13 protein-coding genes are annotated in these 16,858 nt (G+C 72.4%); 9 read left to right on the top strand and 4 right to left on the bottom strand.

Features of this window, described 5'->3' with window-relative positions; genetic code table 11:
- The first annotated feature begins 2 nt into the window (after window positions 1-2).
- The gene (locus ABD126_RS37805; RefSeq protein WP_343940340.1) at window positions 3-1,100 is read left to right on the top strand and encodes a FecCD family ABC transporter permease; all 1,098 of its coding nucleotides are present in this window, start codon (window positions 3-5) and stop codon (window positions 1,098-1,100) included.
- 8 nt (window positions 1,101-1,108) lie between these two features.
- Window positions 1,109-1,876, top strand: coding sequence for an ABC transporter ATP-binding protein (locus ABD126_RS37800; protein ID WP_343940338.1), 768 nt, complete (start codon window positions 1,109-1,111; stop codon window positions 1,874-1,876).
- 212 nt (window positions 1,877-2,088) lie between these two features.
- On the opposite strand, the gene ABD126_RS37795 is transcribed toward ABD126_RS37800, so the two are convergent.
- Entirely contained in the window at window positions 2,089-2,685 is a 597-nt protein-coding gene (locus ABD126_RS37795; RefSeq protein ID WP_343940336.1) for a zf-HC2 domain-containing protein, read from the bottom strand.
- A gap of 122 nt (window positions 2,686-2,807) precedes the next feature.
- Between ABD126_RS37795 and ABD126_RS37790 the strand changes: the two genes are divergently transcribed.
- Together ABD126_RS37790 and ABD126_RS37785 are read left to right on the top strand one after the other, a co-directional pair.
- Complete coding sequence (locus ABD126_RS37790) at window positions 2,808-3,419, top strand: sigma-70 family RNA polymerase sigma factor (RefSeq protein WP_343940334.1); 612 nt, start codon at window positions 2,808-2,810, stop codon at window positions 3,417-3,419.
- A gap of 471 nt (window positions 3,420-3,890) precedes the next feature.
- Window positions 3,891-5,081 (top strand): sensor histidine kinase, encoded by a 1,191-nt coding sequence (locus ABD126_RS37785; RefSeq protein WP_343940332.1) that lies wholly within the window; start codon window positions 3,891-3,893, stop codon window positions 5,079-5,081.
- A gap of 560 nt (window positions 5,082-5,641) precedes the next feature.
- Here ABD126_RS37785 and ABD126_RS37780 read toward each other — a convergent pair.
- The 3 genes from ABD126_RS37780 to ABD126_RS37770 form a co-directional block, all read right to left on the bottom strand.
- Entirely contained in the window at window positions 5,642-6,247 is a 606-nt protein-coding gene (locus ABD126_RS37780; protein ID WP_343940330.1) for a response regulator transcription factor, read from the bottom strand.
- Window positions 6,248-6,369: 122 nt separating this feature from the next.
- Window positions 6,370-7,821: a SagB family peptide dehydrogenase gene (locus ABD126_RS37775; protein WP_343940328.1), complete on the bottom strand. Its 1,452-nt coding sequence runs from the start codon at window positions 7,819-7,821 to the stop codon at window positions 6,370-6,372.
- Between the two features lie 12 nt (window positions 7,822-7,833).
- A complete protein-coding gene (locus ABD126_RS37770; protein ID WP_343940326.1) occupies window positions 7,834-10,116 on the bottom strand; it encodes a TOMM precursor leader peptide-binding protein in 2,283 nt (760 codons plus the stop codon).
- Between the two features lie 296 nt (window positions 10,117-10,412).
- Here ABD126_RS37770 and ABD126_RS37765 point away from each other — a divergent pair, with 296 nt between their 5' ends.
- From ABD126_RS37765 to ABD126_RS37745, 5 genes are all read left to right on the top strand, one after another.
- On the top strand, window positions 10,413-11,438 hold the full coding sequence (locus ABD126_RS37765; RefSeq protein ID WP_343940324.1) for an AfsR/SARP family transcriptional regulator: 1,026 nt from the start codon (window positions 10,413-10,415) through the stop codon (window positions 11,436-11,438).
- A gap of 54 nt (window positions 11,439-11,492) precedes the next feature.
- Window positions 11,493-12,062, top strand: a complete 570-nt coding sequence (locus tag ABD126_RS37760) for an FcoT family thioesterase (RefSeq protein ID WP_343940322.1) — start codon at window positions 11,493-11,495, stop codon at window positions 12,060-12,062.
- Window positions 12,063-12,099: 37 nt separating this feature from the next.
- A complete protein-coding gene (locus ABD126_RS37755) occupies window positions 12,100-13,668 on the top strand; it encodes a fatty acid--CoA ligase (protein ID WP_343940320.1) in 1,569 nt (522 codons plus the stop codon).
- A gap of 2 nt (window positions 13,669-13,670) precedes the next feature.
- Window positions 13,671-15,059 carry an acyl-CoA carboxylase subunit beta gene (locus ABD126_RS37750; protein WP_343940318.1) on the top strand — a complete coding sequence of 463 codons (1,389 nt, stop codon included), beginning with the start codon at window positions 13,671-13,673 and terminating at the stop codon, window positions 15,057-15,059.
- A 37-nt stretch (window positions 15,060-15,096) separates the two neighbouring features.
- On the top strand, window positions 15,097-16,858 hold a 1,762-nt coding region (locus tag ABD126_RS37745), incomplete at its 3' end, for a type I polyketide synthase (protein ID WP_343940316.1).

Below are 16,858 nucleotides of genomic sequence, written 5' to 3'. Positions count from 1 at the left end.
CCATGACCATGGTGTCCCGCCCCCCGAAGCCCCGCACGCCGCCGCCGCGCCGACCGGCCGCCAGACCGGCGCCGCTGCACGGCGCGCCGCTCGCGCTGTGCCTGCTGGTGCTCGGCGTGCTGTTGGTCGTGATGGTGCTGGTCGCCGCCGCGGTCGGCTCGGTGCCGGTCTCCGTCGGCGACACCTGGCGGATCGTGTGGGGCCACCTCACCGGCGCCGACCCGGGCGTCAACCCGGCGCACGAGCAGATCGTGTGGACCTTCCGCGTGCCGCGCGTCCTGCTCGCCGCGCTGTGCGGCGCCGGGCTCGCGGTGGCCGGCGTCGTGCTCCAGGCGCTGGTGGCCAACCCGTTGGCCGACCCGTTCATCCTCGGCGTGTCCGCGGGCGGCTCGGTCGGCGCGGTCACCGTGATGGCGCTGGGCGCGGGCGCGCTGGGCGGCCTGGGCGTGTCCGGCGCGGCGTTCGCCGGCGCGATGCTCGCCGTGGCGCTGGTGTTCGCGCTCGGGCAGCAACGCGGGCGGCTCAACCCCGTGCGGCTGGTGCTCGCCGGGGTCGCGGTCAGCTACGTGTTCACCTCCGTGACCAGCCTGCTCCAGTTGCAGACCTCGCCGAACAACATGCGGCAGATCATGTTCTGGCTGCTGGGCAGCGTCGCCGGCGCGCGGTGGGACCAGTTGCAGGTGGCCGGCGTGGTGGTGGTCGGCGTGACCGTCCTGCTCACGTTGTACGGCCGCCACCTCAACGCGCTGGTCACCGGCGACGAGTCGGCGACCGCGCTGGGCGTGGACGTCAAGCGCCTGCGGGTCGTGGTGATCGTGCTGACGTCGCTGCTGGCGGGCGTGCTCATCGCGGTCGCCGGCGGCATCGGGTTCGTCGGGCTGATGGTGCCGCACCTGGTGCGCCTGGCGTTCGGCGTGGACCACCGCAGGGTCCTGCCGATCTCCGCGCTCGTCGGCGCGGTCTACCTGGTCGCGGTGGACCTGCTGTGCCGCACGGTGGACCCGCCGAACGAACTCCCGCTGAACATCCTCACCGCCCTCTTCGGCGCGCCGTTCTTCATCTGGCTGATGCGGCGGGATCGGAGCCTTTCACACTCATGAAACTCCAATTGAGACAAGTCAGCGTCGCCATCGGCGGCACCCCGATCCTCCACGACGTGGACCTGGAGGTCGCCCCCGGCGATTTCGTCGGTCTGCTCGGCCCGAACGGCAGCGGGAAGTCCACGTTGCTGCGCACGGTCTACCGCTCGATGCGCCCGTCCGGCGGCACCGTGCTGCTGGGCGGGGAGGACGTCTGGTCGCTGTCCGCTCGCGCCGCCGCCCGGCGGACCGCGGCCGTCCTCCAGAACAGCCCGACCCCCGCGGGCCTGACCGTCCGCGAGGTCGCCGCGCTCGGCCGGACACCGCACAAGGGCATGTTCGACCGGGAGACCGGAGAGGACCACGACATCGTGGTCGACGCGTTGGAGCGCACCGGGATGCTCGGGCACTCCGACCGGATCTACGGGTCGCTGTCCGGCGGCGAGCGGCAGCGGGTGCTGCTGGCGCGGGCGTTGGCCCAACAGCCGAGGCTGCTGGTGCTGGACGAACCGACCAACCACCTGGACATCCGGGCCCGGTTCGAGCTGCTCGAACTGGTGCACACCCTGGGCGTCACGACCCTGGCGGTCCTGCACGACCTGGACCTGGCCGTCCGCAGCTGCCACCGGCTGGTGGTGCTCGACCGCGGTCGGGTCGTCGCGTCCGGGCCGGTGCTGGAGGCGCTCACCCCCGACGTGCTGTCCGCCGTTTTCGGTGTCACGGCGGTGACGGAGCGCCATGACGACGGCGTCGTGCGCGTCACTTACGGTGCCCGTCCGCTCGCAAAAGTGTCATGACGATCGGCCTATAGATCCGCACCCGCCGACTATTGCGCAAAGTCGGGCCACCGGTGATCCGGCGGCCCGACTTTGCGATGTCCGGATTGCGCGGTTTCCGGCGTGCGGGCGCGCCGCCCGGCACCGTGCTGCCGTACCACCCGGCACCGTGCGGCCGTACCACCCGGTACGCCGCTGAACCGGGTGGTACGAAATCGGCGGAGCGTCGATTCTCACCGCGGCGCGCGGGTGCGGCGCAGTGCGAGCAGGAGTGCCAGGGCGACCGCGTCGAGGACGTGCGCGACCACGTCGAGGGCGTGCGCCGCGGGCGACCAGCCGTGGACCGGGCCACCCGCGAGGTGGCGCACCGCGAGCAGCGCGACGACCGTGCAGAGCAAGGGGATCAGCGTCGCCGGCGGGGTGCGCCGGACCGCCGCGACGGCCAGCGCGACGCCCACCGCGCACCGCCAAGCGCCGGTCTCGAACGCGGTCGGCGAGTGCGCGATCAGCGCGGACGAGGAGGGCGCGGCCAGCACCACCAGGCCGGCCGCGCACTGCGCCGCGCCGAGCACGCCGAGCGCCGACCGCAGCCGCGCCGGGCCGCGCGCCGGCGCCGGCGGCACGAGCGCGAGCACCGCGGCGGTCACGTCCGGGCCCGCGACGGCGGCCGACACCCGGACCCGCCGGGTCACCGCGGCGGCCCGGTCGAGCCACCGCGCGCAGCCGCCGCAGTCCTCCAGGTGCTCGTCCGCGAACCGTTCCGCGTCCGCCGGGCCGGCTTCCCCGTCCAGTCGCGCGCTCAGGGTCTCCCGAATGTCGTCGCAATCCACGGATCAGTAGTCGGGGATTTTCCCCGGATGGTTCCAATACATTCTGGTCGACGCTACGAGGGCGTCTCGCATGTCGCTTGAGCGCATTTATCGGGGCTGGTGCGGCGGTTACTGTCACAATCATGTCGGAAACACCGGGGGAAGACCCGACCACCGCTTTGCTCCTGGCCGTCGGACGTGGTGACCGCGCCGCGGCGGAGCTGTTCATCCGGAACACGCAGCGTGACGTCTGGCGGTTCCTGGTCTACCTCGCCGGGCACGCCGACGCCGAGGACCTGACCCAGGAGGCGTTCGTCCGCGCGCTGGGCAGCGCCCGCGGTTTCACCGGTCGCGGCGGCGCCCGGACGTGGCTGCTGGCCATCGCCCGCCGGGTCGCCGCGGACCACTTCCGCGCCGCCGCCACCCGGCCGCCGATCGCCTCCGACCAGGACTGGCAGGCCGCCGCCGACCGGGTCGGCGACCGGCACCTGCCGGGCCTGGACGACACCGTCGCGATCAAGCTCGCGGTGCGCACGTTGTCCGGGGACCGTCGGGACGCGTTCGTGTTGACGCAGGTCGTGGGCCTGGGCTACGCGGAGGCCGCCGAGGTGTGCGGCTGCCCGGTCGGGACGATCCGGTCACGCGTCGCGCGGGCCCGGCGGGACCTGGTGTCCGTGCTGGCCCCCTCCGCGCCGGCCCCCTCCGCGCCGGGCCCGGCGGTGGCGGGCGTGGTGCGTCCGCAGGCAGCCGGCTAGGCCGGGTGGTCCCACCCGGCGGGTCCGCTCGGCGGCGCGCGTTCCCCTGCTCGGGTGGGAAAAGTTCGTCACCGCAGTCCCGTGCCGTTGGTTCTTGACGACACTCGTTTTGCTGTGGAAAAGTCTTAAGCTAACCCGCCCCCCGCTGATGTGGACAACGGTCGAATATCTGCGGTAAGAATCGGTTCGCAGGTGGTGGTAGCCGGTAGCCTGTTCTCTCGAACGCTCCCCTGAGAATTGCTCCGGGTCGGGGGGTTCGTGGCGACGGCGCCGCCACGCTGGGGGTTGTCGCCAACTGCGTGCAGGAACGCCGCCGAGCGCAGAGTGGAACTCACTGGGGAGTTGAACGTGTTTGGTCGAACATGGCCCGGAACAGGGCAGCACCGCCACCCCGGGACAGGCCGGACCGCCTTACCGGCGGGCGGCTCCGCACCCACGCGCAGGTCGAGCTAGTCGGCACGGGGGCCAGTCGTGAACCCCTCCGCCCCGACCGGACGTCCCCCGTCGCGGGGACTCCCGCCGCTGCCCGCGCCCCGGCTGGCGATGGGCGTGGTCACCGCGGTCTTCGCGAGCATCAGCCTCATCGGCTTCCTGCACGTGCTGCTCCTGCCCGTGAGCGCGGGCGCGATCGTGCTGTCGTTCTCCTGCATCGCGGCGCTCATGGCGATGCAGCTGCTGTGGTACGCCAGGGACAACGGCCGCCTGCGCACGCCGCTGGGCTACGGCGTCCTGGCGGCGCAGGCCGCGTTGGTCTACCTGCCGATCCTGTTGTTCGGCCAGGCGTGGGTCGGCATGCCGGGGTTCCTGGCGGGCAGCGTCCTGCTGGTGCTGCGGGCCGTGCCGGCGTGGACGGCGTTCAGCCTGATCGTCCTGTCGATGGGCGCTATTCAATGGCTGTTCACCGCGCAGCCCATCGACATGCTTTACACGGCGATCTCCACCGTGACGACCGGGTTGGTGGTGTACGGCCTGTCCCGGCTCACCGCGCTGGTGGCGGAGGTCCAGTCCAGCCGGGCCGAGATCGCCCGCATGGCGGTGTTGCAGGAACGGCTGCGCTTCGCCCGGGACCTGCACGACCTGTTGGGCTACAGCCTGTCCGCCATCGCGCTGAAGATCGAGCTGGCGCACCGGTTGATCGAGAAGTCGCCCAAGGAGGCCGGGGACCAGCTGCTGGAGATCCTGGAGATCTCGCGGCTGGCGCTGTCCGACGCGCGCACCGTGGCCAGCGGGTACCGGGAGCTGTCGCTGGAGGAGGAGTGCCGGTCGGCGGTGTCGGTGCTGGAGGCGGCCGACATCCAGGTCGAGCTGGACGCGGACCACATCGACCTGCCGGTGCAGGTGAGCACGGTGCTGGCGACCGTGCTGCGCGAGGGCGTGACGAACCTGTTGCGGCACAGCAAGGCCAAGCACTGCCGCATCACCATCCGGCAGGGGCAGGACACGGCGTCGCTGGAGATCGTGAACGACGACCTGGCGGAGCGGCAGCGGAAGGCGCCCGGTAGCGGGCGCGGCGGGTTGCAGAACCTGAGCGTGCGGGCCAAGGAGATCGGCGGGTCGGTGACCGTGCGGCACGAGCCCCATGAGTTCCTGCTGCGGGCTGAGGTGCCTCTTCGGTACGACCGGCACGCCGCTGCTCGGCGGGCCGAGGCTGACTCTTCCTGACGGTTGGGCTGTTGGGGTGGCGCCGGCGAGGCTCTCAAGATCAAAAGCTCAAAAGCTCAAAAGCGGCTGGGGAGGCCTCCAGTGGGGGGAAGGGCCTGCGTGTTCCCCACCGCATGACCTGGCGGAGCCGACCACAGATTGCCGGGGTCGGTCGAAGAACTTTGCTCGTTCCTCGCAAACTTTTTGGCCCGACCCCGGCAATCTGTGGTAGCCCTTCGGGCAGGTCATACGGTGGGGAACACGGAGGCCCCTTGTGGCTGGGAGCCCTGCCCGCCGCGCGGAGCGCGGCGAAGTGCGCGTGGGTGCGGCGCGGGGGCGAAGTGCGCGTGGGTGCGGCGCGGGGGCGAAGTGCGCGTGGGTGCGGCGCGGGGGCGAAGTGCGCGTGGGTGCGGCGCGTAGCGCGGTGAAGAGTGCGTGGGTGCGGCGCGGCGGCGGTGTGGTGGAGGCGGTCCTTAACGCAAGAACGCCCGTAGTCCTGCCCTGGTGGGAGGTCTGCGGGCCTTCGTGTGCGGCGGGGGTCCTGTGTGGACTGGGCGTCTCAAATGGAGGGGGAATATGCGCTAGAGCCAGCCTGCCTCGCGGGCGATGCGGATGGCGTCCACCCGGTTGCGGGCGTTGAGCTTGTTGATGATCGTCGTCACGTAGTTCCGGACCGTTCCCACGGACAGGAACATCTGTGACGCTATGTCGACAGCTTGCAGGCCTTCCGCAGTAAGGCGGAGAACTTCCGTCTCCCGTGCGGTAAGGGGGGATTCGGCACTGTCCCATGCGGACATCGCCAGTTGGCTGTCCACCACGCGCCTGCCGGCGGCGACGCTGCGGATGGCGTCGGCCAGTTCCGTGGGCGGCGCGTCCTTGAGCAGGAAGCCCGTTGCCTTGGCGGACAACGCCCGGCGCAGGTTGCCTGGTCTGCCCAGGCCGGTGAGGATCAGGGTGCGGATCTCCGGCAGGGCCGCGTGGATCTCGCCCAGTGCCGTCAGGCCGTCCTTGCCCGGCAGGTCGATGTCGATGACCGCGACGTCCGGGCGGACCTTCTGCGCCATCGGCAGAATGTCCGTCCCGGAGGAAACCTCTGCCACCACTTCGATGTCGGGCTCTAGGTTGAGCAACGCGACGAGCGCGCCCCGGACCATGTGCATGTCCTCGGCCAGCATCACCTTGATCAACTCGGCAACCCCCTAAGCCGCGCGTGTCACCGGTTGTACCACGCCGCGGCAAGCATGATGTACGTCCGTTTCCTGCTCCGGCAGGGGATTTAAGCAAGATGTCAGCGGCGTCGCAGACACCCTCACATTCCGTGCACGGCCGAGTACGGTTCGTCGTAGTAGGAGTCCGGGAACCCCACGGCGAACTCGGCGACGCTCACCTCCGCCGGCCAGTCCAGGCGCAGCGCGGCGGCGGAGGTGTCGTCGTCGCCCATCGCCAACGCGCACGCGGCCAGGCCGAGGGCGGTCGCGGTGAGGTACAGGGTCTGTTGGAGCACCCCGACGTGCTTGAGCGTGGTGGCGTAGGAGATCCCGTCGTACACCCAGCCCATCCGGTCCATGCGCGCGGTGATCGTGAGCAGCGCGGGCGGTGGGCGTCGGCCGCCGGTGGCGACGCGTGCGCCGTCGAGCACCTCCGCCACGTCCGACGGGTCGTCGTTCACCAGGGTGAGCGCGTGGTCGTCGGCGGCGTAGTGGTAGATCCCGGGCGGCAGGTCGGGGCTGCGGTCGACGGTCAGGTACAGCTCCAGCTCGTAGATCGAGCCGGCGCCGGGGTAGGGGCGGCGGGTGACCTCGTACCGGCTGTCGCCCGGGCCCGCCACCTCCGTGCGCGACCGCACGGCCGCGGACCGGTGCAGCAGCTCGCCCAGCTGGGCCGCGGTGGGCGGCTCGGCGGCGAAGGACCGCGTCGAGCGGCGGGTTTCGATGGCCTCGACCAGCGTCATGGTGGGTTCGGCGCTCGGACGGGGTAAGGGGAAGGTCTTGCCCCCCGGGGCGGGCTTGGTCGCCGGGGGCGCGGGTGTGGTGTCCATGTGGCGGAAGGTCGCGCCGGACGGCTCGTCGTGCCGGCCCAGCCTGCCGCGGGTGTGGAACATCAGCTCGTACGGCGACCAGCCGCGCAGCGCCGGGTCGCGGTCCTCGTCGAACGCGCCGTCGTCGGCCAGGACCGCCATGCCGGCGCCGACCAGGTAGGCGACGACCTCGCCGACCAGCGCCACCGGCAGCCCCACGCGCCGCGCCGCCTCGGCGACGGTCGTGGGCCGGGCCAGCGCGGCGATCACCGCGGCGGCCTGCGGCCGGTGCAGCACCACGCGGTGGTGCGACAGCGGGGACTCCTGGACCAGCTCGCCGTCACGGCGGCGGGCCAGGGCGAAGCGGGACAGCCGGACCGGGTGGTCGGGCGGGACCTCCGGCAGGGCCAGCACCCCGTGCGGGGACACCGGCTGGGCGGACAGCAGCGGGATCGCGGAGTCGCGCGAGCCCAGGGACCGGACGATGCGGCCGGGCAGCCGCTCGAACAGGCCGTGCAGCTCGTCCTGGTCCAGTCCGTCCACGTTCCCGAGAGCGACCGGCCCGAAGGTCATGCGGTGCAGGACCTCCTCGATCGCCCGCCCCGGCGGATCGAGGGTCACGTCGCCCCAGCGGGCGAGGATCGTCAGGCTGCCGTCCTCGGCCGTCTCGATGGCCACGTCGTCCCGGAAGGACCACAGCGAGAGGCTCGGTCCCTGGGGTGGCGCGTCGGCGTCGGATCGCAATTTGTGGCTCCATCACACGAACAGGGGTATGGGGTTGAGGCTCTCGTAGGCTGTGGGGCGGGCCAGCCTGCCGAGCTTGACGGGGACGTCGAACAGCCGTCCCGGCGCGAACCGCGCCCAGAAGCCGCGCATCCCCGGCACGATCGCTTTCACGACGGGGAGCCCGACGTCCGGGCGGGTCTGGTCGAGCACCATGACGTTGAGGCCCAGGGACTCCAGGTCGTGCTGGAGGGCCGTCACGTCGTGGCGCAGGTCGTCGGTGGGGGTGTGCTCGTAGTGCGCCCTGGTCCGGGGGATCACCTCGGGGTCCGGGCGCAGCCAGGGGTCACCCTCCCAGGTCGCGGTGCGCCACCAGCGCACGGCGTCCGGGTCGGACCAGCCGTAGCCGCCGTGGTCGTCGCGCGCGTCGACCACGGCGGGCAGCAGCTGGTTCATCTCGGTGAGCGCCCGGACCAGCGCCACGGCCGGGTCCGGGTGTGCCCCGAAGCCGAACATGACGTCCTCGCACCGCTTGTCGGTGCGCCGGGACAGCGCCGCCATCGTCGGGATGCCGACGTCCGACGACACGTCCAGCACCCACACCTCGCGGTGCAGGCCCGCGTAGACCTCGCGCAGCTCGTCGACCCAGCGGTCGCCGAAGCTGTCCAGGTCCACCGCCGGGGCCTGGGTGCGGTTGTACCACCACAGCGCCACGGCGTCGCGTTCCACCAGCTCCAGGAGCCCTTGCAGCAAGGCGTCTTCCAGGCTCGCGCCGGCGGCGTTGCCGTTGGAGTCGGCGTTGAGCGACGCGCCGCCGTGCCGCGCGGGCACGTCGAAGTACAGCATCGACGTGGGCAGCAGGCGGTGCCGCTGCTCGGTGAGCGACCACACCGGGGTCCAGGTAGTCTCGGCCGTCTCGTCGAACGGGGCGCAGACGTGCTGGAACGGCGAGCAGGTCGCGTTCCAGCGCTCCCGGTCGGCGTACTGGCGCTCGTCGAACAGCAGGCACTCGTTGGGGTGGACCGCGTCCTCCAGGTCGGCGAACCGGCCGGTGACGGTGGCCTCGTCGCCGTGGAAGTACGCGCTGTGCCGCTCGACGGCCTCGCACAACGCGCTCACCTCGGCGTGCAGCGGGGTCACGCCCTTGCCGCCGTTCTCGGCGCGCAGCGCGGAGCGCATCTGGTCGGCGTCGCGGCGGGTGGTCAGCGCGAGGTTCGGGCCGGAGCGGAAGGAGTTGAGGAACGCCGGGCCGCGGTCGTCGCGGGTGATCTCCTTGACCACGCCGGTGACCGGGCTGACCAGGTGACCGTGGTCGCGCAGCACCTGCTCGGGGGAGCGGGAGCGGTGGCCGCCGCCGGTCCGGGAGGCCTTGCGGCGGCTCTGGAGGACCATCGGTCGGAGGGCCTGGCCGCGCATGAGGTCCGAGTCGCCGCATTCGGGGCACTGGGGGCGGGCGCGCAGCTCGTGGTGCTTGCCGCCCAGGCCGACGCTGTCCAGCGTCCACACCGCGCGCTGGCCGTCGTGGCGCAGGCCCGCCAACCACTTCACGGCTTCCATGGCGACCAGGTTCAGCGCGGCGGTGCGCAGCGGCGGCAGCGACACCTCCGGCGGGACCACGGGGGTGTCGCCGAGGCTGCGCAGGCGCGTCTCGGCCTGGCGGTGGCCGCGCAACCGGTGCGCGAGGCAGTGCCAGCAGCCGGTGCCGGCGGCCGGGTCGAACACCGGACCCAGCCACACCTGCGCGCCACCCGGTTTGGCGATCAGCCACGGCCGCCCGGCCGCGCGGTGCGCGGCGTCCACGTCGGCCAGCCCCTCCTCCAGGTAGTCGTCGCACAGCACGATCGACAGGTCGGAACCCGCCAGGGGAAAGTTCCCCGGCATCCGGGTGATCGTCACCCCGGCGTCGGTCACGGCCCGTGCCGCGCCCTCTGGGCAGGGACCCACGGTGATCAGCCCGACCCGCGCGGCGGTGGTCGCGGCGGTGGCGGCGGACGGGTCCACGCCGGCGGCCTCCCAGTAGGCCAGGGCCGGGTCGTCGGCGCGCTGGTCGGCCGGCCGCACGGTCACCAGGTCGGCCTCCACCAGGCCCATGACCACCGCGCCGACCTCGGCCGGGGACAGGCCCTCCGGGCACTCGCGCACCAGGTCCTCCAGGCCGCGCGTGCCGTCCAGCAACGGCGCCACCGCCTCGACGTGGGCCCCGCGCACGGCCGTCGCGCCCCGTTCGGACAGCACGTACACGGCGTCGCCGCGCACCACGTGCGCCCGCAGGTGCCGCTTGAACCCGACCCGCAGCCCCGACCCGCCACCCGGCATGGTGTCCCCCTGCTCGACCAGTGCCGCTCCAGCGGCGCTCCAGCGTGCTTCCAGGCAAGCGTCCCGGCCGGGTCGTGCCCCGGACAAGTGCGCGCGTCACGTGACCCGGCGTTGGTTGCTCATGCCGACCCATGAAACGGTCACTATCGGCTCGACCGGCGGTTGGAATAGCGTTGGGCCCCGTCCCGACTTCCCCTCGACCACCACTCGTCGCACCTTTCGGCGGGAACCGCCCGCCGGCTCACGCCCGACCGCGGCGGAAATCGCCGTGGAGCCGGCAGATTGCGAGGTCCGAAATGACTGCAAACCTGGCCGGGCTCGGTGTGATGTCCCGAGCCGAGAAACTGTCGCTGCTCGCCGCGCTGCTGGAGGCGTCCGAACCGGAACCGGAATTCCGGTCGCTGCCGGAAGCGCCGGTGGTGTCCCCCCGGACGTCCCGGGAGAACCCGCCGGCGGGTCTGCGGTTCGAACTGCTCGGCCCGCTGGTGATCCGGCACGACGGGGTGGACGTGGCGCCCAGCGCGCCCAAGCTGCGGCTGATCCTGTCCACCCTGCTGTTCCACGCCAACCAGCCGGTCGGCGCGTCGCTGCTGGTGCGCGAGCTGTGGAGCGGCGGCGCCCCGCGCACCGCCCACGCGACCCTCCAGACCTACATGTTCAAGCTGCGCAAGCTGTTCCGCGACGTGCTGGGCATGTCCGTCGAGGACGTCACGCGCGAGGTCCTGCTGACCTGCTCGGGCGGCTACACCCTGCGCGTGGACCCGCGTCAGCTCGACATCGTCGAGTTCGACGAACTGGTCACCGCGGGCACCGCCGCCATGCACGCGGGCGACTACGAGAAGGCGGGCGACGACCTGCGCCGCTCCCTCGCGCTGTGGCGCGGCAACGTCCTGCACCAGGGACAATGGGGTCCGCAGCTGCGCGCCCAGGCGGCCCGGCTGGAGGAGCGCCGCTTCTACGCGCACACCACCCGCGTGGACGCCGACCTGTGCCTGGGCCGGCACCGCGAGACGATCTCGGAGCTGGCGTCGCTGGTCGTGGAGCACCCGCTGCACGAGTCGGCGCACGCCATGCTGATGATCGCCCTGCACCGGTCGGGCCGCTCGTCCGCCGCGCTGGAGGTCTACATGCGGTTCCGCCGGCGGATGATGGGCGAGCTGGGCATCGAGCCCTCCGAGCGCATCCAGGCGCTGCACGTGGCGCTGCTGTCCACCGACCAGGTCCTGATGGACCGCTCGCTGACCTCCGACATGCTCCTCGACGCCCTGGTGCGCCGCCGCCCGGCGGGCCGCGCGGCGAGTTCCGCCGCTGTTACCGGTTGATTCCCCGCCGGCGATTACCGTCGAATTCACACTCGGTGCGCTGAGGAGGAAACGATGACGACATCGCCGGTGGAGAACACCTCGCTCGGGTTCCGGACATTTCCGAACGACCCGGCCCTGCTTTCCGACGTGCTCCGCCCGTACGCGCGACCCAAGACCGAATACCTGAAGTCCGCGACCGTGGACGTGGCGAACGGGTTGGCCAGTGCGCAGGGCGAGTTCGCGATCCCCTATTCGTGCTACATCGACGACACCGGTCACCTCAACTCCGTCGAGGTGAACATCTGCTTCAACCAGCTCATGTACTACCTGATCGCCAAGTGCGTCCAGGAGGACGTGCTGCCCGCCTTCCAGGCGTGGACCATGGACGACTACTGGGCCAAGCAGCTGCCCGACATGCTGATCGCCAACTTCAAGTCCAACTTCCGCCGCCCGATCGACTCGTCGTCGTTCAGCGGCGAGGTGTCCTTCGCGGAGTTCAGCCACCGCAACCGGAGCAAGCCGGTGCAGATCATCGACATGCCCTGGCGGTTCTGGGACGCCAACGGCGGCATCGCCGACGGCGAGGTCCGCATGGCGCTGGTCAACCCGCCCGGGATGCGCTTCCAGGCCGACGCGGCGTGAGCCGCTCCCACCCGCACGTGTTCCGAAGGGAGGAACGGTGACCGTTCAGGTGCGCACGCTCGTGGACGTGGTGCGCAAGCACGCCGCCGTGCAGCCGGACGCCGTCGCGATGGTGTGCGAGGGCAGGCGCGTCGACTACGCCGCGCTGCACCGCGTGAGCAACCAGGTCGCCCGGGGCCTCCAGGCCGAAGGCCTCGGCCCCGGCGACCGCATCGCCTACCTGGGCAAGGAGTCCGAGCACTACTACGAGCTGCTGTTCGGCGCGGCGAAGTCCGGTGTGGTGCTGGTGCCGATCAACTGGCGGCTCGCGGCGGACGAGGTCGAGCACATCCTGCGCGACTCCGGCACCGCGCTGCTGTTCGTGGACGCCGATTCCGCGCCCACCGCCGACAAGCTCGCGGGCGAGTTGCCCACGCTGGCCAAGGTGGTCGGGCTGGACCAGCCGGGCGCGCCCGGCGCCGGGTTCACCGCGTGGCGCTCGGCGCAGCCCGACGCCAACGTGCTGGCCCGGGTCACGCCGGACACCCCGCTGGTGCAGATGTACACCAGCGGCACGACCGGCCTGCCCAAGGGCGTGGTGCTGGCCCACCGCAGCTTCTTCGCGGTGCGCGACGCGCTGGCGTCCGCCGGTCTGGACTGGATCGACTGGCGCGCGGGCGACATCAGCCTGGTCGGCATGGCGGGCTTCCACATCGGCGGCCTGTGGTGGGCGACGCAGGGTTTCTCGGCGGGCGTCACCAACGTCGTCATGCGCGAGTTCACCACCGCCGGCGCGGTCGAGCTGATCCGCACCCTCGGTGTGACGACCGCGTGCATGGTGCCCGCCATGCTCCGCCTGCTGCTGGCCGAACCCGGTGTGTCCAAGAAGGACTTCACCACGCTGCGGAAGGTGGTCTACGGCGGCGCGCCCATCTCCGCCGCGCTGCTGGCCCGCTGCGTCGAGGGGTTCGGCTGCGAGTTCGCCCAGATCTACGGCTTGACCGAGACCGGCAACACGGCGATGTGCCTGCCGCCGGCCGACCACACCCTGGACGGCGGTCGCATGCAGGCCGCCGGCCGCCCGTACCCCGGGTTCGAGGTGAAGGTCGCCGACAGCGCGGGCGACCCGCTGCCGCCGGGCGAGGTCGGCGAGGTGTGGCTGAGGACGCCGGCCGCGATGCTGGAGTACTGGAACCTGCCCGAGGCCACCGCGAAGACCCTGGTGGACGGCTGGGTGGTGACCGGTGACGCCGGTGTGCTGGACGAGGACGGCTACCTGTTCATCCGCGACCGGATCAAGGACATGATCATCGTCGCGGGCGAGAACGTGTACCCGGCCGAGATCGAGCACGTCATCGGCCGCCACCCGCTGGTCGCCGAGTCGGCCGTGGTGGGCGTGCCGGACGAGCGGTGGGGCGAGGCGGTGCACGCCTTCGTCGTGCCGGTCGAGGGCGCGGAGCTGACCGAACGCGAGCTGGCCCTGTACCTGCGGGGCAAGCTGGCCGGGTTCAAGCTGCCGCTGCGCTACGAGTTCCTCGCGAAGGTGCCCCGCAACCCCAGCGGCAAGATCCTGCGCCGAGAGCTGCGCGAGCGGTTCTGGCAGGGCCACGAGCGCCGGGTGAGCTGACCATGACCGCCGTCGCGCTCGACCCGCGCAGCCCGCTGGCCCGGCTGCCCCGCCTCCTGGACGACCTCACCCTCCTGCACGACCCCGACCACGTCGCCACCACCGTGGCGCGGGGCCGGATCGCGGGGGAGGAGGTGGTGGCGTTCTGCACCGACGCGACGGTCAAGGGCGGTTCGCTGGGCATCGAGGAGTGCCACCGCATCCGGGACGCCATCGACCTGGCCCTCGCGGAGGGCGTGCCGGTGGTGGGGCTGTGGCACTCGGGCGGCGCGAAGCTGGCCGGCGGGGTGGAGTCGATGCACGGCATCGGCTCGATCTTCGCCTCGATGGTGCGCGCGTCGGGGAAGATCCCCCAGATCTCCGTGGTGCTCGGCGCCGCCGCCGGTGGCGCCGCGTACGGCCCGGCGCTGACCGACCTGGTCGTGCAGGCGCCGGAGGGCCGGATCTTCATCACCGGACCCGACGTCGTCCGCAGCGTCACCGGCGAGGAGATCGACATGGCGGGCCTGGGCGGACCCGAGGCGCACAGCCGCAAGTCGGGTGTCGCCCACGTGCCGGCCGAGTCCGAGGAGGACGCCTACCGCCGGACCCGGCAGCTGGTCGAGCTGCTGGCCCGGCCGGGCTCCTTCGACCCGACCCGGGCGGGCGGCGCGCAGGACCCGCGCGCGCTGCTGCCCGACTCGCCCAAACGCGCCTACGACGTCCACCCGCTGCTGCACGCCCTGCTGGACGACGGCGTCCTGGCGGAGATCCAGCCGAAGTGGGCGCCCAACGTCGTGGTCGGCCTCGGCCGGCTCGGCGGCGGCACGGTCGGCGTGGTGGCCAACAACCCGCTGCGCAAGGGCGGGTGCCTGGACTCGCTGTCGGCGGAGAAGGCGTCCCGGTTCGTGCGCATGTGCGACGGGTTCGGCATCCCGCTGCTGGTCGTGGTCGACGTCCCCGGCTACCTGCCGGGCGTCGGCCAGGAGTGGGGCGGGGTGGTGCGGCGCGGCGCGAAGCTGCTGTACGCCTTCGCCGAGGCCACCGTCCCGCGCGTCACGCTCATCACCCGCAAGTCCTACGGCGGCGCCTACATCGCGATGAACTCGCGGTCCCTGGGCGCCACGTCGGTGCTGGCGTGGCCGGAGGCGGAGGTCGCCGTGATGGGGGCCGAGGCCGCCGTCCGGGTCCTGCACCGCAAGGCGATCGCCGCCGCCGACGACGACTCCCGGCCCGCGCTGCTGGCGCGCCTGGTCGAGGAGCACGAGCAGGTCGCGGGCGGTCTGCGCCGCGCCCTGGACCTCGGGGTGGTCGACGAGGTCGTCCGGCCCGAGGACACCCGTTCCCGGCTCGTCTCGCTGTTCGCCGCCGCCGCACCCGGCCGCGGCGCGCACGGGAACGTCCCGCTCTAACCAACCCGCATACCGGCCCGCCCGTGGAGTGACGTCGATGTCGAACAACGAGGACAAGCTGCTCGACTACCTCAAGCGGACGACCTCGGAACTGCGCGACGCGCGCCGCAGGCTGCGCGAGGCGGAGGAGGCGGCGCGCGAGCCCATCGCCATCGTGGGCATGGCGTGCCGCTTCCCGGGTGGCGTCCGGACCCCCGAGGACCTGTGGGACCTCGTGGCGGGCGGCCGGGACGCGGTGACCGGCTTCCCCTCCGACCGCGGCTGGGACGTCGGCGAGCTGTACGACCCCACGCCCGGCGCGCCCGGCAAGACCTACACCCGCTCGGGCGGGTTCCTGCACGACGCGGCGGAGTTCGACGCCGAGTTCTTCGAGATCTCCCCGCGCGAGGCGCTGTCCATGGACCCGCAGCAACGGCTGCTGCTGGAGGTCTCGTGGGAGGCGCTGGAGAGCGCGGGCCTGCTGCCGGCGTCCTTGAAGGGCAGCGCCACCGGCGTGTTCGCCGGGATGATGTACCACGACTACGCGGGCAACAACTCGACCGGCGCCATCGCGTCCGGCCGGGTCGCCTACGCGCTCGGCCTGGAAGGGCCGACGATGACCGTGGACACCGCGTGCTCCTCCTCGTTGGTGGCGCTGCACCTGGCCGTGCGCGCCCTGCGTTCGGGCGAGTGCTCGCTGGCGTTGGCGGGCGGCGTGACCGTGATGGCCACGCCAGAGACGTTCGTGGAGTTCTCCCGCCAGCGCGGGTTGTCGCCCGAGGGGCGGTGCAAGTCCTTCGCGGGCGCGGCCGACGGCGTGGGCTGGGCCGAGGGCGTCGGGATGCTCGTGGTGGAGCGGCTGTCCGACGCGCGGCGCAACGGGCACGAGGTGCTCGCCGTCGTGCGCGGTTCGGCGGTGAACCAGGACGGCGCGTCCAACGGCCTGACCGCTCCCAACGGTCCGGCGCAGCAACGCGTGATCCGGGCGGCGCTGGCCGATGCCGACCTGTCGACCTCCGACGTGGACGCGGTCGAGGCGCACGGCACCGGTACCACGCTGGGCGACCCGATCGAGGCGCAAGCCCTGCTCGCCACCTACGGGCAGGGGCGGTCCGCGGAACGCCCGCTGTGGCTGGGGTCGGTGAAGTCCAACATCGGGCACACCCAGGCCGCCGCCGGCGTGGCCGGCGTGGTGAAGATGGTGCTGGCCATGCGGCACGGCGTGCTGCCGCGGACGCTGCACGTGGACGAGCCGTCGCCGAAGGTGGACTGGGCGGCCGGGTCCGTGGAGCTGCTGACCTCGCCGGTGGAGTGGCCGGCGGGGGAGCGTCCCCGGCGGGCGGCCGTGTCGTCGTTCGGGATCTCCGGGACCAACGCGCACGTGGTGCTGGAGGAGTCGGTCGAGTCCGCGGAGCCGGCGGAGTCCGTCCCGCCGCCCGTGGTGCCCTGGGTGTTCTCCGGCCGGACGCCCTCCGCCCTGCGCGACCAGGCCGCGCGGCTGGCCGGGGTCGGCGGGTCCGTTGTGGACGTCGGGTTCTCGTTGGCCACCGCGCGGACCGCGTTCGACCACCGGGCGGTGGTGGTGGGACGGAGTCGTGAGGAGCTGGTGGCGGCCCTGGCCGACGGCGGTGTCACCGACGTGGTGACGCCCGGTCGTCTCGCGTTCCTGTTCACGGGTCAGGGTTCGCAACGCCTGGGCATGGGCCGCGACCTGCACGCCTTCCCGGTCTTCGCCTCAGCCTTCGCCGAAGCCTGCGCGGCTCTCGACCCGCACCTGCCCAAGCCACTGGCCGACGTGCTCGACACCGACGAACTGCACC

The organism is Saccharothrix mutabilis subsp. mutabilis (genome assembly GCF_039521145.1).
Taxonomy (GTDB): Bacteria; Actinomycetota; Actinomycetes; order Mycobacteriales; family Pseudonocardiaceae; genus Actinosynnema; species Actinosynnema mutabilis.
Note: the sequence above shows the minus strand (reverse complement) of the source record. Positions and strands in the feature narration are given on the sequence as shown.